This window comes from Novilysobacter erysipheiresistens, assembly GCF_036663935.1.
In the GTDB taxonomy this organism is placed as follows: domain Bacteria; phylum Pseudomonadota; class Gammaproteobacteria; order Xanthomonadales; family Xanthomonadaceae; genus Novilysobacter; species Novilysobacter erysipheiresistens.
On the sequence record NZ_JAXGFP010000007.1, the window covers coordinates 65,087 to 84,874 of the forward strand.

15 protein-coding genes and 1 pseudogene are annotated in these 19,788 nt (G+C 69.2%); 7 read left to right on the plus strand and 9 right to left on the minus strand.

Features of this window, described 5'->3' with window-relative positions; all coding sequences use genetic code 11:
* The first annotated feature begins 96 nt into the window (after window positions 1-96).
* Window positions 97-1,272 carry a phosphoglycerate kinase gene (locus SNE34_RS13010; protein ID WP_332617916.1) on the plus strand — a complete coding sequence of 392 codons (1,176 nt, stop codon included), beginning with the start codon at window positions 97-99 and terminating at the stop codon, window positions 1,270-1,272.
* A gap of 141 nt (window positions 1,273-1,413) precedes the next feature.
* Here SNE34_RS13010 and SNE34_RS13015 read toward each other — a convergent pair whose 3' ends face one another.
* A complete protein-coding gene (locus SNE34_RS13015; protein ID WP_332617918.1) occupies window positions 1,414-1,992 on the minus strand; it encodes a GNAT family N-acetyltransferase in 579 nt (192 codons plus the stop codon).
* 63 nt (window positions 1,993-2,055) lie between these two features.
* Between SNE34_RS13015 and pyk the strand changes: the two genes are divergently transcribed.
* Together pyk and SNE34_RS13025 are read left to right on the plus strand one after the other, a co-directional pair.
* Entirely contained in the window at window positions 2,056-3,522 is a 1,467-nt protein-coding gene (gene pyk / locus SNE34_RS13020; RefSeq protein ID WP_332617920.1) for a pyruvate kinase, read from the plus strand.
* A gap of 77 nt (window positions 3,523-3,599) precedes the next feature.
* The gene (locus SNE34_RS13025; RefSeq protein ID WP_332617922.1) at window positions 3,600-4,607 is read left to right on the plus strand and encodes a class I fructose-bisphosphate aldolase; all 1,008 of its coding nucleotides are present in this window, start codon (window positions 3,600-3,602) and stop codon (window positions 4,605-4,607) included.
* Between the two features lie 177 nt (window positions 4,608-4,784).
* Here the strand turns inward: SNE34_RS13025 and cysK are convergent, their stop codons facing one another.
* Complete coding sequence (gene cysK, locus SNE34_RS13030) at window positions 4,785-5,741, minus strand: cysteine synthase A (RefSeq protein ID WP_332617924.1); 957 nt, start codon at window positions 5,739-5,741, stop codon at window positions 4,785-4,787.
* A gap of 202 nt (window positions 5,742-5,943) precedes the next feature.
* On the opposite strand from cysK, the gene SNE34_RS13035 reads away from it, so the two are divergent.
* From SNE34_RS13035 to SNE34_RS13050, 4 genes are all read left to right on the plus strand, one after another.
* Window positions 5,944-7,104, plus strand: coding sequence for an efflux RND transporter periplasmic adaptor subunit (locus tag SNE34_RS13035; RefSeq protein WP_332617926.1), 1,161 nt, complete (start codon window positions 5,944-5,946; stop codon window positions 7,102-7,104).
* A 3-nt stretch (window positions 7,105-7,107) separates the two neighbouring features.
* Window positions 7,108-10,227, plus strand: coding sequence for an efflux RND transporter permease subunit (locus SNE34_RS13040; protein WP_332617928.1), 3,120 nt, complete (start codon window positions 7,108-7,110; stop codon window positions 10,225-10,227).
* Between the two features lie 177 nt (window positions 10,228-10,404).
* A complete protein-coding gene (locus SNE34_RS13045; protein ID WP_332617930.1) occupies window positions 10,405-11,898 on the plus strand; it encodes an alanine/glycine:cation symporter family protein in 1,494 nt (497 codons plus the stop codon).
* Complete coding sequence (locus tag SNE34_RS13050; RefSeq protein ID WP_332617932.1) at window positions 11,888-12,745, plus strand: TrmH family RNA methyltransferase; 858 nt, start codon at window positions 11,888-11,890, stop codon at window positions 12,743-12,745. The genes SNE34_RS13045 and SNE34_RS13050 overlap by 11 nt, the downstream gene beginning before the upstream one ends.
* An 88-nt stretch (window positions 12,746-12,833) precedes the next feature.
* On the opposite strand, the gene SNE34_RS14840 is transcribed toward SNE34_RS13050, so the two are convergent.
* The 7 genes and pseudogenes from SNE34_RS14840 to SNE34_RS13080 all read right to left on the minus strand — a co-directional run bounded on the left by SNE34_RS14840 (window position 12,834) and on the right by SNE34_RS13080 (window position 19,760).
* Window positions 12,834-13,139, minus strand: a complete 306-nt coding sequence (locus SNE34_RS14840) for an ATP-binding protein (RefSeq protein ID WP_425604546.1) — start codon at window positions 13,137-13,139, stop codon at window positions 12,834-12,836.
* A gap of 9 nt (window positions 13,140-13,148) precedes the next feature.
* A pseudogene (locus SNE34_RS14845) lies at window positions 13,149-13,517 on the minus strand (sensor histidine kinase); the annotation flags it as partial.
* A gap of 238 nt (window positions 13,518-13,755) precedes the next feature.
* Window positions 13,756-14,925 carry a methyl-accepting chemotaxis protein gene (locus tag SNE34_RS13060; protein WP_332617937.1) on the minus strand — a complete coding sequence of 390 codons (1,170 nt, stop codon included), beginning with the start codon at window positions 14,923-14,925 and terminating at the stop codon, window positions 13,756-13,758.
* A 55-nt stretch (window positions 14,926-14,980) separates the two neighbouring features.
* A complete protein-coding gene (locus SNE34_RS13065) occupies window positions 14,981-16,054 on the minus strand; it encodes a protein-glutamate methylesterase/protein-glutamine glutaminase (protein WP_332618204.1) in 1,074 nt (357 codons plus the stop codon).
* A 10-nt stretch (window positions 16,055-16,064) separates the two neighbouring features.
* On the minus strand, window positions 16,065-16,661 hold the full coding sequence (gene cheD / locus SNE34_RS13070) for a chemoreceptor glutamine deamidase CheD (protein WP_332617939.1): 597 nt from the start codon (window positions 16,659-16,661) through the stop codon (window positions 16,065-16,067).
* Window positions 16,658-17,566, minus strand: a complete 909-nt coding sequence (locus SNE34_RS13075) for a CheR family methyltransferase (protein WP_332617941.1) — start codon at window positions 17,564-17,566, stop codon at window positions 16,658-16,660. Before SNE34_RS13075 ends, cheD begins: the two co-directional genes overlap by 4 nt.
* Window positions 17,559-19,760: a putative bifunctional diguanylate cyclase/phosphodiesterase gene (locus tag SNE34_RS13080; RefSeq protein ID WP_332617943.1), complete on the minus strand. Its 2,202-nt coding sequence runs from the start codon at window positions 19,758-19,760 to the stop codon at window positions 17,559-17,561. Before SNE34_RS13080 ends, SNE34_RS13075 begins: the two co-directional genes overlap by 8 nt.
* Between the last annotated feature and the right edge of the window lie 28 nt (window positions 19,761-19,788).

A 19,788-nucleotide genomic window follows, 5' to 3' on the forward strand; every position in this document is an offset into this window, starting at 1 on the left:
GGCAGCACCGCGCGCGTTTGCCGGCTTCACCGCGTGGCGGGACAATAGCGGGCTTGTCGAGCCAGCTGGCTCCCCCGTACAACCACGGAAGCGCCCATGACCATCGTCCGCATGACCGACCTCGACCTTTCCGGCAAGCGCGTGCTGATCCGCGAGGACCTCAACGTGCCGATCGACGCGGACGGCCGGATCACCTCGGAGCAGCGCATCAGCGCCGCCCTGCCGACGCTGAAGCTCGCGTTGGAAAAGGGTGCGGCGGTGATGGTGATGTCGCACCGCGGTCGCCCCAGCGAGGGCGTCTGGAGCGAGCACGAATCGCTGCAGCCGGTTGCCGATCGCCTGTCGCAACTGCTCGGCATCGACGTGCCGCTGGTCAAGGACTGGGTCGGCGGCGTCGACGTCAAACCCGGCCAGCTGATGCTGCTGGAGAACTGCCGCATGAACGTCGGCGAGAAGAAGGACGACGAGGCGCTGGCCAGGGCCTACGCGGCGTTGTGCGACGTGTTCGTGATGGATGCGTTCGGCACCGCTCACCGCGCGCAGGCCTCGACCCACGGCGTCATCAAGCACGCGAAGGTCGCCGCCGGTGGACCGCTGTTGATGGCCGAACTCGACGCCCTCGGCGAGGCGCTCGACCAGCCGGCGCGGCCGCTGCTGGCGATCGTCGCCGGCTCCAAGGTCAGCACCAAGCTGGAGTTGCTGGCATCGCTGGTGTCGAAGGTCGACCAGTTGATCGTCGGCGGCGGCATCGCCAACACGTTCATCGCCGCGATGGGCCACGGCGTCGGCAAGTCGCTGGTCGAGATGGACCTGATCGACACCGCCAAAAAGATCATGGCCGACGCCAAGGCGCGCGGCGCCGACATCCCGGTGCCTACCGACGTGGTGGTCGCGCCGGCGTTCGCGGCCGATGCGCCGGCGACGGTCAAGGCAATCGACGCGGTCGGCGCCGACGACATGATCCTCGATATCGGCCCGGACACCGCCGCGCGTTATGCCGAGCTGATCAAGCGCGCCGGCACCGTGGTCTGGAACGGCCCGGTCGGGGTGTTCGAGTTCGACGCCTTCGGCCACGGCACCGAAGCGCTGGCGCGGGCGATCGCGGCCAGCGATGCGTTCTCGATCGCCGGCGGCGGCGACACCCTGGCGGCGGTCGACAAGTACGGTATCGAAGCCGACGTGTCCTACATCTCCACCGGCGGCGGCGCGTTCCTGGAGTTCCTCGAAGGCAAGCAGTTGCCGGCGGTGACGGCGCTCGACGCGCGGGGTTGAGACTGGTCGGGGCCCTCGAGCTTTTGTAGGAGCGGCTTCAGCCGCGATCCGGCAATCGGTTCTCTCAAGTTCTGTAAGACGGTCGCTGGCGAACTGGGGTCGATCGGGCAAACCGATTCTTGTTCGCGGCTGAAGCCGCTCCTACAGGTTTTTCGCGCGCCAGTCCGTGGCCAACAATCCGTAGATCGCCGAGTCGCTGACCTCGCCGGCAACGCACCAGCGTTCGCGCAACAATCCTTCGCGAACAAACCCCATGCGTTCGATCAACCTGCACGACCCCGCATTGCGCGGATCGATGTCGGCCTCGATCCGGCGCAGTTCCAACGCATCGAACGCATGGCCAAGCACCAGCCGCAGCGCCTCCTGCGCAAGGCCGCGGCCCCAGTGGCTGGCGCTTAGCGCATAGCCGACCTCGGCGCGACCCTGCGGTCGATTGATCGCGAACAGGGTGGTGGCGCCGATCAGGCGGTCGTTGTCGAGATCGGCAATCGCCCAGCACAGCATCCGGTCGGCGTCGCGGCCGCCGATCGCGCTGGCGAAGTAGTCGCGCGCCTGCGACGGATCGGTCCACGCCGGGAAGCTCCAGTAGCGGTTCACCACCGGATCGGAATGCACCGCGTAGAAGTCACCCAGGTCGTCCTCGCGAAAGCCGCGCAGGCGAACGCGTGCGCCTTCGAGCAGGGGCAGGTCGTCGCGCGGGTGTTCGGTCGGGGCCTGCATTCGTATGCAACCAGCATGGCGCGGAAGCTGTGCTAGCGTGATCCGCAATCCAGGAAGCATGCCATGTCGATCACGCTGCGACGTACCAAGATCCTTGCCACCCTCGGTCCGGCGACCGATCCCCCCGGCGTCCTCGATGCGCTGCTGACCGCAGGCGTCGACGTGGTCCGGCTCAACTTCTCGCACGGCGACCCGGCCTCGCAGCTGGCGCGCGCCCAGGCCGTGCGCGAGGCCGGCCAGCGGGTCGGCCGCGAGGTCGGCATCCTGTGCGACCTGCCGGGGCCGAAGATCCGGATCGAGCGCTTCGCCGACGGCAAGGTCCAGCTGAAGACCGGCGAGCGCTTCGACCTGATCGCGCGCGCCGATGCCGCGCCCGGGACCGCGTCGGAAATCGGCGTCAGTTACCTCGGCCTGCCCGGCGATGTCGCGCCCGGCGACGTGCTGCTGCTCGACGACGGCATGATGCAACTGCAGGTCGAGTCGGTCGAAGGCGAGCGCATCGTCACCCGCGTGCTCAACGACGGCGAGCTGTCCGATCGCAAGGGACTCAACAAGCAGGGCGGCGGCCTGTCGCTGGGCGCGCTGACCGAGCGCGACCGCGAGTTGATCAAGGTCGCCGCCGAGCTCGATGCCGACTTCATCGCGGTGTCGTTCTGCCGCACCGCCGCCGACATGGACGAGGCCCGGGCGATCGCGCGCGCGGCCGGCAGCGACGCCGCGCTGGTGTCGAAGATCGAGCGCACCGAGGCGATCGAGAACCTCGCCGAAATCATCGAGGCCAGCGACGTGGTGATGGTCGCGCGCGGCGACCTCGGGGTCGAGATCGGCGATGCCGAACTGCCCGGCCTGCAGAAGAAGATCATCCGCGAATCGCTGGCCCGCAACCGAGTGGTGATCACCGCCACCCAGATGCTGCAGTCGATGGTCGAAAGCCCGATCCCGACCCGCGCCGAGGTGCTCGACGTCGCCAACGCGGTGATCGACGGCACCGACGCGGTGATGCTGTCGGCCGAGTCCGCCGCCGGCCGCTACCCGGTCAAGTCGGTCGAGGCGCTGGTGCGGATCTGCCTCGGCGCCGAGCGCCAGTTCGACCACGACACCGACTTCGAGGACGCCCCGCGCAACCTGCAGCGCGCCGACCAGGCGATCGCGATGGCGGCGATGTTCCTGTCCGAGCACGTCGGCGTGCGCGCAATCGTGGCGATGACCGAGTCCGGCGGCACCGCGCGCTTCCTGTCGCGGTTCCGCTCGCCGGCGCCGGTGTTCGGGCTGTCGCGCCACCCCGGCGCGCGCCGGCAGATGGCGCTGATGCGCGCGGTGGTGCCGATGGACTTCGACAGCCGCGGCCTTGCCACCCGCGACGCCGTGCGCAGCGCGATCCAGCAGTTGTTCGACGCCGGCCGGCTGGACGAGGGCGAGCGCCTGATCTTCACCAGCGGCGACCACATGGAACACCGCGGTGCGACCAACACCCTGCGCCTGCTGCAGGTCGGCGAGGGCGGCAAGGCCGAGGGTCTCGGCGAGCTCTAAGCCACTGTTTCAAAATGGTCTTTCCGGTGGGGGCTGGGTATACTTGAGGGCTACCCCAAGCCACCCGCAGGAACCCCATGAGCATCGAACAGCTTGCCGAAACCGCCCAGGCCATGGTCGCCGCGGGCAAGGGCATCATCGCCATCGACGAGTCCAACGCGACCATCAAGAAGCGTTTCGATGGCGTCGGCGTCGAGTGCACGGAAGAGAACCGCCGCGCCTACCGCGAGATGCTGCTGTCGACCCCGAATCTGGGCGAGCACATCTCCGGCGCGATCCTGTTCGACGAGACCCTGCGCCAGTCGACCAAGGCCGGCGTGCCGTTCACCAAGCTCATGACCGACAACGGGATCATCCCGGGCATCAAGGTCGACAAGGGCACCCACGCGCTTGCCGGGTTCCCGGGCGAGGTGGTGACCGAGGGCCTCGACGGCCTGCGCGCGCGGCTGGAGGAGTACTACAAGCTCGGCGCCCGCTTCGCCAAGTGGCGCGCGGTCATCAACATCAGCGACGACGCGCCGTCGGGTACCTGCATCGAGGCCAATGCCCACGCGCTCGCGCGCTATGCCGCGCTGTGCCAGGAGCAGGGCCTGGTGCCGATGGTCGAGCCGGAGGTGATCATGGACGGCAACCACGACATCGACACCTGCTTCGAGGTCACCGAAGTCACCCTGCGTTCGCTGTTCGGTTCGCTGTACGAGCACAACGTCATGCTCGAAGGCACCATCCTCAAGGCGTCGATGGTCCTGCCGGGTACCACCAGCGGCGACAAGGCCAGCATCGAGGAAGTCGCCGCGGCGACGTTGCAGGTGCTGAAGTCGACCGTGCCGGCGACCCTGCCGGGCATCGTGTTCCTGTCGGGCGGCCAGTCCGACCAGGACGCGACCGCGCACCTCGACGCGATGAACAAGGCCGGCCCGCACCCGTGGCCGCTGTCGTTCTCCTACGGCCGGGCGATGCAGTCGGCGGCGCTGAAGCTGTGGGCGCAGGACATCGTCGCCAACGTCGGCAAGGCGCAGGAGACGGTGTTCGCGCGTGCGCGCGACAATGGCCTGGCGGCGCTGGGGCAATGGAAGGCGGCGTAACGCGCCAGCCATTTCGGAACGAAAAACGCCGGCCTCGAGCCGGCGTTTTTTTTGCCGCCGACGTGGCGAAGGCGGCTTCGATGTAGGAGCGACGTAAGTCGCGACTTGTACATCGCCTCCCGGGTTCGGCGGGTCGCGACTTACGTCGCTCCTACAAATGGAGACGGCGCCGAACAGTCAACCCAGCCCCGCCAGCCACTCGTCGTCCGAACCTTCGTTGACCCCTTCCATCAGGAAAGTGCTCAGGTAGCGCTCGCCGGTGTCCGGCAGCATCGCCAGGATCACCGCGCCTTCCTCCGCATCCTTGGCCACCTGCAGCGCGGCCGCGACTGTCGCGCCGGCGGAGATGCCGACGAAGATGCCTTCCTCGGCTGCCAGCCGGCGCGCGGTGTCGCGGGCGAGTATGTCGTCGATCGGCAGTATCGCGTCGGCGACCTCGCGATTGAGCACCGCGGGCACGAAGTCCGGGGTCCAGCCCTGGATCTTGTGCGGCTGCCATTCCTTGCCGGCCAGCAGCGAGGCGCCGGCCGGTTCGCAGGCGCTGATGCGGACCTCGGGGCGGGCCAGCTTGAGCATCTCGCCGACCCCGGTCAGGGTGCCGCCGGTGCCCCAGCCGGTGACGAAGTGGTCGAGCCGGCGGCCGGCGAAATCCTGCAGGATCTCCGCCGCCGTGGTCTGGCGGTGGTACGCCGGGTTGGCCGGGTTGTCGAACTGGCTGGCGAGGAACCAGCCGTGCCGGTCGGCCAGCTCGCGCGCGCGGCGGACCATGCCGGTGCCACGTTCGGCCGCGGCGGTCAGGATTACCTTGGCGCCGTAGGCCCGCATCAACTTGCGCCGCTCGATCGAGAAGGTTTCCGTCATCACCGCGACGAACCTGTAACCGCGCGCCGCGCAGACCATCGCCAGCGCCACGCCGGTGTTGCCGCTGGTCGCCTCGACCACGGTGTCGCCGGGCTTGAGCGCGCCGCGGCCCTCGGCGTCGAGGATGATCGCGATCGCCAGCCGGTCCTTGACCGAGCCGCCGGGATTGAACGCCTCGACCTTGGCATGCAGGGTGACGTGGGCGGGCGCCAGCCGCTGCAACCGGACGATCGGGGTGCGGCCGATGGTGTCGACGATGCTGTCGTGGAGCATGGGAAGTCCTGGGAGTGGGGGAGGGCGACAGGCCGCCAAGCCTGCCATAGCGAGGCGAACGGGATCGTTATCCGGACGAGGCCAGCGACCTCTCCCGCCGTCGTGGCGGGGCTTTGCCCGATGTGCTGTCAACCTTTGGCCCACGCGGGCGTTACCTGCCCGCGACTACACTCCCCGATCGATTCCCCGAACCCGAGAAAGCATGCGAATCCCCACCGGACTCGGCGCGGCCTGCGCCCTTGCGATTGCCTTGACCCTGGCCGCCTGCGGTGACGATGCGCCGGCCCGCGATGGCGCGCGGGCGCTCGCGGTGACCACCCAGCCGGTCCGGATGCAGCCGTGGAGCGACACCGTGCAGGCGCTGGGCACGGTCAAGGCGCGCGAATCGGTGACCTTGACCGCCAAGGTCAGCGAGACGGTCGAGGACGTGCATTTCGACAGCGGTGACCTGGTCGAGGCCGGCGCCCCGTTGATCACCCTGAGCGGACGCCAGCAGCGCGCCGGACTGGCCGAGGCGCAGGCCGCGGCGAACGAGGCCGAGCGGCTCTACCAGCGCCAGGCCAACCTCGCCGAACAGCAGCTGATCGCGCGCGCCGCGCTCGACAGCCAGCGCGCCACCCGCGACGCCGCCAATGCCCGGGTCGCGCAGATCCGCGCCCAGCTCAGCGACCGGGTGATCCGGGCGCCGTTCTCCGGCGTGCTCGGCCTGCGTCAGGTCAGCCCGGGGACCCTGGTCACCCCGGGCACCGCGATCGCGACGCTCGACGACACCTCGCGGGTCTATGTCGACTTCCCGGTGCCGGAAGCGGCGTTGGCGCACCTGGCCGCCGGCCAGCGCCTGACCGCGACCAGCGCCGCCTACCCGGGGCGTGAGTTCGAAGGCACCGTCGCCACCGTCGCCTCGCGGGTCGACCCGAGCACCCGCGCGGTCACCGTGCGTGGCGAGTTCGCCAATCCCGACCGCGCGTTGCGCCCCGGCATGCTGATGCAGGTGACATTGATCCGGCCCGAACGCGAGGCGTTGCTGGTGCCGGAGATCGCGGTGGTGCAGGTCGGCAACAGCTCGTTCGTGTACCGCGTGCGTGCCGACGACACCGTCGAGCGCGCCGACATCCAGATCGGCAGCCGCCGCAACGGCATGGCCGAGGTGCTGTCGGGGCTGGCGGTCGGCGACCGCATCGTGGTCGACGGCACCGGCAAGCTGCGCCCCGGCGAGAAGGTCCGGGCGACCGCGGAACCGGCGACCCGGCCGGGCGATCCGGGCCCCGGCCCAGTCGCGGCCACGCCGGCGCCGGCCGCGCCGGCCGAGGCAGCTCCGGCCGAGCCCGAGCCGGCCACCGAACAGGCACGACGTCCGGACTGACCGATGAACATCTCCGACCTCTCGATCCGCCGCCCGGTGTTCGCCACCGTGATCAGCCTGCTGCTGATCGTGCTGGGCATCATGGCGTTCTCGCGCCTGACCCTGCGCGAGCTGCCTGCGATCGATCCGCCGATCGTGTCGGTCAGCGTCACCTACCCGGGCGCCTCGGCGGCGGTGGTCGAGACCCGCGTCACCCAGTTGCTGGAGGACGCGCTGTCGGGCATCGAAGGCATCGAGACGCTGGAGTCGACCAGCGTCAACGGCCGCGCCTCGGTCAACATCGAATTCAGCCTGGAACGCGACATCGAAGCAGCGGCGAACGATGTCCGCGACGCGATCAGCGACGTCGCCGACCGCATGCCCGACGAGGCCGACCCGCCGGAAGTCGAGAAGGCCAACTCCGATTCGGAGACGGTGATCTGGCTCAACATGAGCAGCACCACGATGGACGCGATGCAGCTGTCGGACTACGCCGAACGCTACATCGTCGACCGGCTGTCGAGCATGGACGGCGTCGCCCAGGTGCGGATCGGCGGCCAGCAGCGCTATGCGATGCGGATCTGGCTCGACAGCGGCGCGATGGCCGCGCGCGACATCACCGTCAGCGACGTCGAGGACGCGCTGCGCAGCGAAAACGTCGAGCTGCCGGCCGGCCGGCTGGAGTCGGAGTCACGCGACTTCACCCTGCGCGTGGCCCGCGAATATCGCGAACCGGCCGACTTCGCCGACATTCCGCTGGCCACCGGCGCCGACGGCTACGTGGTGCGCCTGAGCGATGTCGCCAAGGTCGAGCTGGCCTCGGCCGACCGCCGTGAGTACTACCGCAGCAACGGCCAGCCCAACGTCGGCCTCGGCATCGTCAAGACCTCGACCGCCAACTCGCTGGACGTCGCCCGCGCCGCGCGCGCCGAGGCCGAGCTGATCCAGCAGACCCTGCCTGAGGGTATGGACATCTTCGTCGCCTACGACGACACCCTGTTCATCGAAGCGTCGATCGACCGCGTCTACATGACCCTGATCGAGGCGATCGCGCTGGTGGTGCTGGTGATCTGGCTGTTCCTGGGCAGCTTCCGCGCCGCGCTGATCCCGTCGTTGACGGTGCCGGTGTGCCTGGTCGCGGCGCTGATTCCCCTCTACGCGTTCGGCTACTCGATCAACCTGCTGACGCTGCTCGCATTGGTGCTATCGATCGGCTTGGTGGTCGATGACGCGATCGTGGTGCTGGAGAACATCCAGCGTCGCGCCGACCTCGGCGAGCCGAAACTGGTCGCGGCGCGACGTGGAACACGGCAGGTCGCGTTCGCGGTGATCGCGACCACCACCGTGCTGATCTCGGTGTTCCTCCCGATCGGTTTCATGGAAGGCAGCACCGGGCGCCTGTTCCGCGAACTGTCGGTGGCGCTGGCCGGCGCGGTCGCGATCTCGGCGTTCGTCGCGCTGACCCTGACCCCGATGATGTCGTCAAAGCTGGTGCGTCCGCACCGCGAGGAGAAATCCAACTTCGCCCATCGCTGGGTGTCGGCGCGGCTGGACCGGCTGGGCACGGGGTACAAGGGCTGGCTCGACCGCAGCGTCGAGCGGCCGTGGCTGTTCGGCGGACTGCTGCTGCTCGCGGTGGCGTTGAGCGTGGTGCTGTTCAAGCTGGTGCCGTCGGAGCTGGCGCCGCCGGAGGACCGGGGCGTGTTCTCGGTCTCGATCGTCGGCCCCGAGGGCGCCGGTTTCGACTACACCGTGGCGCAGGTCAAGCAGGTCGAGGAGATCTTCGCCGAGCGCACCGGCGGCGATGCGCCGATCCTGCGCTACAACACCCGAGTGCCGGGCGGCTGGGGGGTCAGCGAGATGAATACCGGTCGGGTGATCGTGTTCCTGGACGACTGGGCGGCTCGCGAGGCCAGCACCGACGAGGTGGTCGAGTCGCTGCGCGCCGAGTTCGGCGAACTGACCGGCGTGCGCGCCAATCCGCGGGTCAGCTCGGGCCTGGTCGGCGGCCGCGGCGATCCATTGCAGATCGTGCTCGGCGGACTCGAATACGAGGAGCTGGCGCAGTGGCGCGACACCCTGGTCGCGCGGATGGAGGGCAACCCCGGGCTGTTCTCGATCGACTCGGACTACAAGGAAACCCAGCCGCAGATGCGGGTGCAGATCAACCGCGCGCGCGCCGCCGACCTCGGGGTCAGCGTGTCCGACATCGGCCATGCGCTGGAGACGATGATGGGTGGCCGCCGGGTCACCACCTTCGTGCAGGACGGCGAGGAGTACGACGTGATCGTGCAGGCCGCCGCCGCCGATCGCGCGAGTCCGGCCGACCTCACCGCGATCCAGGTGCAGGGCCGCGACGGCCTGGTGCCGCTGTCCAACCTGGTGACGATGACCGAGCTGGCCGAAGCCGGCAGCCTCAACCGCTTCAACCGCCAGCGGGCGATCACGATCAGCGCCGGATTGGAGCCGGGCTACGAGCTCGGCGAGGCGATCGAGTGGGTCAACCAGGTAGTGCAGCAGGAGTTGCCCGAGCATGCCCAGGTCGACTGGAAGGGCCAGTCGCGCGAGTACCTGAAGGCCGGCGGCGCGGTGATGCTGACCTTCGCGCTGGCGCTGCTGGTGGTGTACCTGGTGCTGGCGGCGCAGTTCGAGAGCTTCATCCATCCTTTCACGATCATGCTGACGGTGCCGCTGGGCGTGCTCGGCGCGTTGATCGGACTGGCCCTGACCGGCGGCACGATGAACCTGTTCAGCCAGATCGGCATCGTCATGCTGGTCGGGCTGGCGGCGAAGAACGGCATCCTGATCGTCGAGTTCGCCAACCAGCTGCGCGACCAGGGCCGCAACATCCACGAGGCCATCGTCGAGTCGGCCGGCGTGCGTCTGCGGCCGATCCTGATGACCTCGATCGCGACGATCGCCGGCGCGCTGCCGCTGGTGATCGCCGGCGGCCCGGGCTCGGCCAGCCGCGCGACGATCGGCGTGGTGGTGATCTTCGGCGTCGCGTTCTCGACGCTGCTGTCGCTGTTCATCGTGCCGGCGTTCTACGTGCTGCTGGCGAAGTACACCCGTTCGCCCGACGCGGTCGCCCACGAGCTGGAGAAGCTGGAGGCGGAGACGCCGCAGGCGGGTAGGAACGCCTGACGACGGTGTTCCTGTAGGAGCGGCTTCAGCCGCGATCGGATGGTTGGTCGCTCGTCTGACTTCAAATCGCGGCTGAAGCCGCTCCTACAGGGGCCGGCGTGCCGTCGCGGTTTTTCGCGACGGGTCAAATCCGGTTAAGGTGCGGGTCTTGTTGCCCGCTCCGAGGAAGCCCCGCCCGTGGAAGACCTGATCAACTCGCTCAACGCGGTCATCTGGAGCATGGCGCTGGTCGCGCTGTGCCTGGGGCTTGGCCTGTACTTCTCCATCCGCACCCGCTTCATGCAGGTGCGCGGCGTGCCGGAAATGCTCCGGCTGATGCTCAACAACAAATCGTCGGCCTCCGGCGTGTCCTCGTTCCAGGCGCTGACGATGTCGCTGGCCGGGCGCGTGGGCACCGGCAACATCGCCGGCGTCGCCACCGCGATCGCGTTCGGCGGGCCCGGCGCGGTGTTCTGGATGTGGGTGATGGCGTTCCTCGGCGCCTCGACCTCGTACATCGAATGCACCCTGGCCCAGATCTACAAGGAGAAGGACCCGCAGGGGCGTTTCCGCGGCGGCCCGGCCTACTACATCGAGAAGGCGATGGGGCAGAAGTGGTACGCCTGGATATTCGCCATGGTCACCATCATCGCCTGCGGCTTCCTGCTGCCGGTGGTGCAGGTCAACACCCTGGCCACCGGCATGGCGAACGCTTTCGGGCTGCCGCCGCTGCTGATCGCGTCGGGCATCGCGATCGCGCTGGCACTGATCATCTTCGGCGGGGTCAAGCGCATCGCCACTTTCGCCGAGGTCGTGGTGCCGTTCATGGCGGTGGCCTACATCCTGGTCGCATTCGTGATCATGGCGCTGAATCCCGAGAACGTGGTCGACATGTTCGCGCTGATCTTCGAGAGCGCGTTCGGCGTGCACGCGGGCTTCGGTGCGATGCTGGGACTGGCGATCGAATGGGGCGTCAAGCGCGGCATCTACTCCAACGAGGCCGGGCAGGGCACCGGCCCGCACGCGGCGGCCGCGGCCGAGGTCCAGCACCCGGCGCAGCAGGGCTACGTGCAGGCGTTCTCGGTCTACGTCGACACCCTGCTGGTGTGCAGCGCGACCGCGTTCATGATCCTCGGCACCGGCATGTACAACGTCGCCAACCCGGCCGGCGGCTTCCTGTTCCAGGGGCTTGAGGGTGCGGTCGCCGGCCCCGACTTCCCGCAGGCGGCAGTCGACAGCGTGTTCCCCGGCTGGGGCGCGGGCTTCGTGGCGGTGGCGCTGCTGTTTTTCGTTTTCACCACGGTGGTGGCCTACTACTACATGGCCGAGACCAACGTCACCTACATCAACCGCAAGGTGCATCGGCCGTGGCTGATCCTGCTGCTGCGGTTGACGATCATCGGCGCGGTGTTCGTCGGTGTGTTGCGCACCACCGGCGGCGCCTGGGCGCTGGGCGACATCGGCGTCGGCCTGATGGCGTGGCTCAACCTGGTCGCGATCGTGATCCTGCAGAAGCCGGCGCTGCTGGCGCTGCGTGACTACGAACGTCAGAAGAAGCTCGGGGTGGTGGACTACGAATTCGATCCGGAAGCGCTGGGGATCCGCAATGCGCATTACTGGGAGCGGCGCGACGTCGGCCTGGAGCCGGACCTGCCGGAGCCCGACCTGCCGCTGACCGACAATGGCCGCTGATCCGTACGGACGTTTTCGCGGCGGTTCGCGACCGCCGGCGCCGGTCGGTGAACGTGGCCGGCCACCGCGGCCGCCGCGGCCGCTCGATCAACCGGAGGCGCCAACCCAGCCCGCGCGCGAGCTGCGGATGTATGGACTCAACGCGGTGCGCGCGGTGTTCGCGCGCCGGCCCGAAGCGATCCGCAAGCTGTACCTGGGCCAGGCTCGCATCGCGGTACTGCAACCGCTGCTGAAGTGGTGCGCGGCCAACCGCGTCGGCTACCGCGTGGTCGAGGAGGACGACCTGCGCAAGCTCGCCGCCAGCTCGCACCACGAGGGCGTGGTCGCCGACGTGCTGCGTGAACCCCCGCAGGCGCTGGCCGACTGGCTGGGCGCGCTGCCGGCCGGCCCGCAATGCGCGATCTGGCTCGACGGCGTCGGCAACCCGCACAACCTCGGCGCGATCCTGCGCTCGGCCGCGCACTTCGGGGTGGCCGCGATCCTGTTGCCGGACGATTCCAGCCTGGCGCTGTCGGGCGCCGCCGCGCGCGTCGCCGAGGGCGGCGCCGAGGCCGTGCCGATGGTGCGGATGCCGCGCGACGCGGCGCTGGTGCAGTTGCGCGACGCCGGCTTCAGCCTCGCCGCGACCGTGGTCGAAGGAGGCGCCGACCTGTTCGCCACCGACTTGCCCGGGCGACTGGTGTACGTGCTCGGCGCCGAGGGCGAGGGCATGGACCGTGGCCTGGCAGCCGGTTGCGACCTGCAATTGTCGATCCCCGGCAGCGGAGCGGTCGAAAGCCTCAACGTCGCCGCCGCCACCGCGGTACTGCTGGCGGCGTGGCGACGTGGCGGCGTTGGCAACGCCTAGCGCGCGACCGGTGTACCTGTAGGAGCGGCTTCAGCCGCGATCTGAATCGTTCGCTCGCGCCGACTGTCGATCGCGGCTGAAGCCGCTCCTACAAGAGCGGTGTCGCCACGGAGTCAGCTGCTTCCCGCATCGGAAGGCTTGCGGACACCCGGGTGCCGCCATCGGCGCCCGCTTCGACCTCGAAGCGTCCACCCAGCTGTTGCGCACGCTCGCGCATCGTCACCAGCCCCAGGCCGTGGGTGCGGCCGGCATCGAAGCCGCTGCCGTCGTCCTCGATCCGCAGCTCGATCCGGTCGCCGGTTGCCGACAGGGTCACGCTGACCCGTTGCGCATCGGCGTGGCGCAACGCATTGGTCAGCGCTTCCTGGGCGATCCGGAAGCAGGCCAGCTCCACCGCCGGGCTCGGTCGTTGCGGCAATGGCTGCAATGACAGCCGCAGCTCCGGCCGATCGGAACGGAACAGGGCGCCAGCCTGCCAGCGCAGTGCCGCTTCCAGTCCCAGTGCATCGAGTTGCGGCGGGCGCAGCAGCAGCGACAGGTTGCGCAGCTTGATCACGGTCTGGTCGGCGATCGCGGAGATCTCGGCGACGGTGGCGGCGCGGCGGCTGTCGTCCTCGTCGTCGAGCGCCTGCGCACACAGCTTGATTGCGGTGATCGCCTGGCCGATGTCGTCGTGCAGTTCGCGCGACAACGCGGTGCGCTCGTCTTCCTGCAATGTGATGATGCGGCGAGTCATGGCCCGCAGCTCGGCGCGCTGGCGGGCGACGGTGTCGCTGTCGATCCGCAGCTTGCGCCGGCACACCAGCTGGTAGCAGATCGCCGCGCCGACCAGCGCCGACAGCAGGGCGATGACGAAGAGGGCGACGGGGCTCGGCGGTGGCATGCGCGCAGTGTGCCAGAGGCTGATTCTGTAGGAGCGGCTTTAGCCGGGATCTTGAATCGGCGCGGGCGACCGGTAATCCGATCGCGGCTAAAGCCGCTCCTACAAGAGCGCGAAGCGCCCGGGAAACTCAGAACAACTCGACGCTTCCGGCATCCATCGATTGCTGCATCACCGGCTTGTGCGGCGGACGTTCCCACTCGCCGCGCATCTGGCCGATGCGCTGTACCAGGCTCTTCAGTGCTTGCTGCACGTCGCTGTCGCGATGGTCGCCGTGCAGCAGTCGCTGCAGCGCGGTGGCTTCGGCATTGATCGCGTTGAGCCGTTCCAGGTGCACGGTCGCCGCGCCAAGCGCCTGGGTGGCGATGTCCTCGAACTGCAGCGAACGCACCGCCTCGGCGACCGAGCCGTCGATCGCGCGACCGCATTCGGCGATCTCGCGCATGCCGTTGCCCAGGCCGCGGTTGATGCCGTCCACCCGCTCCAGCATCGCCGCGGCTTCGGCGCGGGCTCCCCTTGAACGGTCCAGGTCGCGCGAGGCCATCGTGGTGACGGTGTCGCGGACCTTGGCGATCGCATCCTTGGAACTGTGGGCAAGCTTGCGGATCTGCTCGTTGAACGCGGTCGAGCGCTCCGACAGGTTGCGCACCTCGTCGGCGACCACCGCGAAGCCACGACCCGCTTCGCCTGCACGGGCCGCTTCGATCGCCGCGTTCAGCGCCAGCAGGTTGGTCTGGTCGGCGATCGACTTGACGTCCTCCAGCAGCGCGAAGATGCCATCCAGGTGGTCGGCCATCGCGTCGATGTGGGTCACGGTGTTGCCGCTCTGGCCGGCGACGGCTTCCAAGGCCTCGACCAGCTGCTCCATCTTCTGGCTGGCCTGCAGCGCGAACTGGTGGACATCGACGCCGCCGCCGGTGTCGTCGCCGGTGCGGTCGATGATCCGCGCGACCACCTCGCTCTGCGCCCGCGACTTGCGATTGACCTCCTCGAAACTGCCGCCAAGCTTGGCCACCGACTCGCGGATCAGCTCGCGGGTGCGTTCGATCTCGGTCCGCGAGCCCTGCACCTCGGAGCCGACGAAGTTGCGCAGCTCGTCCAGCAGGCGGCTCTGCTCGCGCAGCATTGCCGAGCCCTGGCCGGGGCGGTAGGCGAACCACGCGAAGCCGAGCCACGCCAGCGTCATGGCCACCAGCGCGCCCCAGCGGACGGCGCCGGGCCAGCCGGCCAGTTCGGCGGCCAGCAGGAAAACGGTGAGCGCAAGGGGCGCTGCCAGGCGAATCAGTACGCGGGAATCCATCGCAGCTCTCGGTCGGTGACGTTCAAGCTAGATAACGGCACGTCGGCCGCTTGCTTTAGCGCGACGGCGGCGCCAACAGCGCGTCGGCGACGCACTCCAGCGACAGCACCTGCTGCGCGGCACCGAGCGCCACCGCGGCGCCGGGCATGCCCCAGATCACGCTGCTGGCGCGATCCTGGGCGATCGTGCTCGCACCGGCCGCCTGCAACGCCAGCAGTCCGCGCGCGCCGTCGTCGCCCATGCCGGTCAACAGCGCCGCGCTGGCATTGTCACCGGCCTGCTTCGCCAGCGATTCGAACAGCACGTCGACGCTGGGCCGGTGGCCGCGCACCAGCTCGTCGTCGTCGAGCCGGCACTGCCAACGTGCGCCGTTGCGTTGTACCCGCAGGTGGCGACCGCCGGGGGCGAGGTAGGCGTGGCCGGCCAGCAGTTGCTGGCCATCGGCCGCCTCGACCACGGTCATGCGGCTGTGCCTGTCGAGGCGTTCGGCGAGCTTGCCGCTGAACGCCGCCGGGATGTGCTGCGCGATCACGATCGCCGGCGCATCGGCCGGCATCGCCGCGAGCACGTGGCGGATCGCCTCGGTGCCGCCGGTGGAGGCGCCGATCGCGAGCAGGCGGTCGGTGGTTCTGTAGTGGCGGAAGCCGGCGCTGCGCGGCGGCGTTTGCCGTGGCGACAACGGCATCACGTTCGCGCGCGCGGCCTGCTTGACCTTCTCGCGCAACAGGTCGGCGTATTCGGCCAGCCCGCGCGCCACATCGAGCTTTGGCTTGGCGACAAAGTCGACCGCGCCCAGGCTCAGCGCATCCAGGGTCACCGCGGCGCCAAGTTCGGTCAACGATGACACCATCACCACCGGCATCGGCCGCAGCCGCATCAGGTTCTGCAGGAACGTCAGCCCGTCCATGCGCGGCATCTCGACGTCGAGGGTCAGCACGTCGGGGGCGAGCTGCTTGATCTTGTCGCGGGCGATGAACGGGTCGGCGGCGGCGCCGACCACCTCGATGTCGGGGTCGCCGGCGAGCAGCTCGGTCATGAGCTTGCGCACCAGCGCCGAGTCGTCGACAACAAGCACCCTGACCGGCACCCGCACCGGCCGCGGCGCGTTGGAACCGGACACGTTCACCATCGCCGCCATGTCAGAACAGCTCGACCCCGCCGCTGACCGGTGCCCGGTTGAGGCTGCCGTAGTAGTCGCGCTCGACCTTGGCGATCTCGTTGTCGCGGGTCGCCGGCAGGCGCTTGACCAGGGTTCGACCGGTCTGGGCGAAGAAGCAGACCTTGCGCGGGTGGATGTCGCCGAGGTCCTGCGCCATCACCGGAATGCGCTCGTCGGCGAGGTACTTCAACACGAAGCGCGCGTTTCGGGTGCCGATCGGGTCGGTGTGGAAGCCGCTGAGCACGTTGCCGCCGCCGAACACCTTGGCCAGCAAGCGCGAGCGCCGCGCGCCGCGCTTGAGCAGGTCGTTGATCAGCAGTTCCATCGCATGCACGCCGTAACGCGCGCAGACATTGTCGCCATCGTCGCCGGGCAGCATGAAGTGGTTCATGCCGCCGACCCGGATCGCGGAGTCGTACAGGCACGCGGCCACGCACGAGCCGAGCAGGGTGACCAGCGCCACCGGCTCGTCGGTGGCGACGTAATCGGCCGGCAGCAGCTTGATCGCCTCGGTCTGCAGGGTGCTGTCGTAGTAGCGGCCGGGGACGGCCTCGGCCAGCGGCAGCGCGGCATTCATCGACGCGCCCCGGTGGCGGCTGGCGCCGCCCGGTAGGTGGTCCGGCCGCACGGCACGACCAGGTCCTGGGCGTGGCCGAAGCTTTCCGAATGGCCGGCGAACAGCAGCCCGCCGGGCGCCAGCAGCGGCGCGATCCGGCTCAGCACCGCGTACTGGGTCGGCTTGTCGAAATAGATCATCACGTTGCGGCAGAACACCGCGTGGAAGCCACCACGCAGGCCGTAGTCGGAATCGAGCAGGTTGAGCGGGCGGAACGCCACCAGCGACTGCAGCGCAGGACGCACCCGGCACATCTCGGCGTTGGGGCCGCTGCCGCGCTGGAAGTAGGCTTGCCGGCGCTGCTCCGACAGTGCGGCGATGCGCTCGAGCGGATACACCCCGGCGGAAGCGGTCTGCAGCACGTTGGTATCGATGTCGGTGGCGAGGATGCGCACCGGCGGGGCCAGGCTGCCGAACGCCTCGCAGGCGGCGATCGCGATCGAATAGGGTTCCTCGCCGGTCGAGGCGGCGCAGCACCAGATCGTCAAGCGCTCGTCGCCGGCGGCGTGCAGGTGTTCGACCAGCGCATCGAAATGGTGGGCCTCGCGGAAGAACGAGGTCAGGTTGGTGGTCAGTGCGTTGACGAACGCCTCCCATTCGGGTCCGTCGTCGGCTTCCAGCGCGTCGAGGTAGTCGCAGAAGCGGTCGAGGCCAAGCGCGCGCACGCGGCGCGCGAGCCGGCTGTAGACCATGTCGCGCTTGTGGTCGCTGAGGCTGATGCCGGCGCGCGCGTGGATCAGCTGCGAGACCCGGCGGAAGTCGCGGTCGTCAAACGCGAAATCGCGCGCGGCTGCATCGCTGCGCGGATGGTCGCCGGCGGAGCAGCGCGGCGTGGGAAGACGGTGGACGAGGGCAGACTCAGCCATGCTGGCATTCCTGGCTCGACACCGGGATCGCCCGCGGTTCGCTCGCCAGCCAGGCGTCGAAGGCCGACGCCGCCAACGCCGGCGCGTACAGGAACCCCTGCGCCCCCTGGCATCCGAGAGTGTGCAGCAATTCGGCCTGGTCGACGTTCTCGACACCCTCGGCAATCACCTCCAGTTCGAGGTTGTGCGAGATCAGCATGATCGATCGCACGATCGCGGCATCGCCATGGTTGGCCAGCATGTCGCGCACGAACGAGCGGTCGATCTTGACCCGGTCGATCCGGAAGCGTTGCAGCATCGACAGCGACGCATAGCCGGTACCGAAATCGTCGAACGCCAGCCGCACCCCGCGCTCGCGCAGCGTTCCGAGCGAGCGCGAAGCCAAGTCGCCGGGACGCAGTGCGATGTTCTCGGTGATCTCCAGCTCCAGTCGCGAGGGATGCAAGCCACTGTCGGCCAGCGCCTGCTCGACCTCGTCCTGCAGCCGGCCGTTGGTGACCTGCACCGGGAACAGGTTGATGCTGATCGCGACCTCGCGGCCGTCGACCTTCGGCCAGCGCGCCGCATCGTGGCAGGCCTGCCGCAGGATCCAGCGACCGACATCGGCGGCGACCGGGCTGGCGCCCAGCGCCTCGATGAAATCGACCGGCAGCAACAGCCCGCGCTGCGGATGGCGCCAGCGTAGCAGCGCCTCGGCACCGACGGTGGTGCCGCTGGCAAGGTCGATCTGCGGCTGGTAATGCAACTCGAACTCGCCCTGCACGTGGGCGCGGCGCAGTTCCAGGTCGAGCATGCGCCGGGCGTTGATCTCGCGGCGCATGCCAAGTTCGAACCGGCAGTATTGGCGGCCACCGTTGGCCTTGGCCTTGTACAGCGCCAGGTCGGCGCGTGCGACCAGGTCGTTGGCGGCGATCGCGGCGCCGTCGTCACCGTGGGTGAATACCGCCAGGCCGATGCTGGCATCCAGGTGGATGCTGTGGCCGTTGACCTCGAACGGCGGGCGGTCGCTGGCGACCAGGTTGGCGACGCGTTGTTCCAGTGCGTCGGCGTCAACCTCCGGATAGACGATGGCGAACTCGTCGCCACCGAAACGGGCGACGGCCGTGTCTTCCGGCAGCACCGTGCGCAGGCGCTCGGCCACTGCCTGCAGCGCGGCATCGCCATTGGCATGGCCGAGGGTGTCGTTGACCGCCTTGAAGTTGTCCAGCCCCAACAGCACCAGGCCGAGGCTGTGCATGCCCGACTGCAGGTAGGTGTCGAGCACTTCGACCAGGGCATTGCGATTGGGCAGGCCGGTCAACGCGTCGACCATGGCGATGCGCCGCAGGTGTTCCTGCTGGGCGAGGCGCTGGGTGATGTCGCGCAACACCAGGGCCACGCCCTGGCCCTGGGTGAGCGGCCAGGCGCAGCGTGCGGCCTCCAGCGTGCGCAACTCCTGGCCGCGGCCCTGCACCTGCAGGTTGAACGGTCCGAGCTCGGCGTTGGGCCCCGACTCGCCACGCAACCAGGCCTCGGCCGCGGCGGGGTCGGGTTGCAGGTGCGCGGCGAACAGCGCCTCGATCGGCATCCCGCGCATGCCGCGCGCGCGTCCGCCGAACAGGGCCTCGGCCGCGCGGTTGACGAACACCACGCTGTTGCTGCCGTCGATCACCACCACCGCACTGAAGTCGGCCTGCATTATCTGCGCGGCGATGCGGTTGCGGCGTTGCAATTGCCGGCGTTCCAGCAAGCGCGCGGCCAGCCGCGACAGTCGCTCAAGGACCTGCTCGCCGTCGCCGGGCAGGCCGGTGCGGGCGACGGTATCGGCGATGGCGAGCGTGCCGATGCAGTGACCATCGGCACCGGTGATCGCCAACGCAGCGAAGAACCGTATCCCGGGCTCGCCGGCGATGATCGGATCGTCGCGGAAGCGCGCGTCGGCACCGGCGTCGGCCACCAGCAGTCGCGGAAGCTCCGTGCCGGTCGCCCGCAACAGCGCATTGTCCGCGGCGGTCGCCGGCCCGAGGCCATGCTGCGCGATCACCCGGCTGTCGTCGCCGTGGCCGATGCCGAGCACCACGATCGGCGCGTCGAGCAGTCGTGCGGCGAGCGACACCACGTCGTCGAATTCCTCGCCGCTGACCGCGATATCACTCGGCAAGTCGTTGCCGATCCCGCTCCAGGGAGCACCGGCGTGGTCGGCGAAGCGGGGCAACGGGACATGCTGCACGGTGCGGGCGTCC

What these genes read in the sequence shown, in the direction of transcription:
- SNE34_RS13010 (WP_332617916.1), top strand. Translation starts at nt 97, where the DNA reads ATGACCATCGTCCGCATGACCGACCTCGACCTTTCCGGCAAGCGCGTG.
- SNE34_RS13015 (WP_332617918.1), bottom strand. Translation starts at nt 1,992, where the DNA reads ATGCAGGCCCCGACCGAACACCCGCGCGACGACCTGCCCCTGCTCGAA.
- pyk (WP_332617920.1), top strand. Translation starts at nt 2,056, where the DNA reads ATGTCGATCACGCTGCGACGTACCAAGATCCTTGCCACCCTCGGTCCG.
- SNE34_RS13025 (WP_332617922.1), top strand. Translation starts at nt 3,600, where the DNA reads ATGAGCATCGAACAGCTTGCCGAAACCGCCCAGGCCATGGTCGCCGCG.
- cysK (WP_332617924.1), bottom strand. Translation starts at nt 5,741, where the DNA reads ATGCTCCACGACAGCATCGTCGACACCATCGGCCGCACCCCGATCGTC.
- SNE34_RS13035 (WP_332617926.1), top strand. Translation starts at nt 5,944, where the DNA reads ATGCGAATCCCCACCGGACTCGGCGCGGCCTGCGCCCTTGCGATTGCC.
- SNE34_RS13040 (WP_332617928.1), top strand. Translation starts at nt 7,108, where the DNA reads ATGAACATCTCCGACCTCTCGATCCGCCGCCCGGTGTTCGCCACCGTG.
- SNE34_RS13050 (WP_332617932.1), top strand. Translation starts at nt 11,888, where the DNA reads ATGGCCGCTGATCCGTACGGACGTTTTCGCGGCGGTTCGCGACCGCCG.
- SNE34_RS13060 (WP_332617937.1), bottom strand. Translation starts at nt 14,925, where the DNA reads ATGGATTCCCGCGTACTGATTCGCCTGGCAGCGCCCCTTGCGCTCACC.
- SNE34_RS13065 (WP_332618204.1), bottom strand. Translation starts at nt 16,054, where the DNA reads ATGGTGAACGTGTCCGGTTCCAACGCGCCGCGGCCGGTGCGGGTGCCG.
- cheD (WP_332617939.1), bottom strand. Translation starts at nt 16,661, where the DNA reads ATGAATGCCGCGCTGCCGCTGGCCGAGGCCGTCCCCGGCCGCTACTAC.
- SNE34_RS13075 (WP_332617941.1), bottom strand. Translation starts at nt 17,566, where the DNA reads ATGGCTGAGTCTGCCCTCGTCCACCGTCTTCCCACGCCGCGCTGCTCC.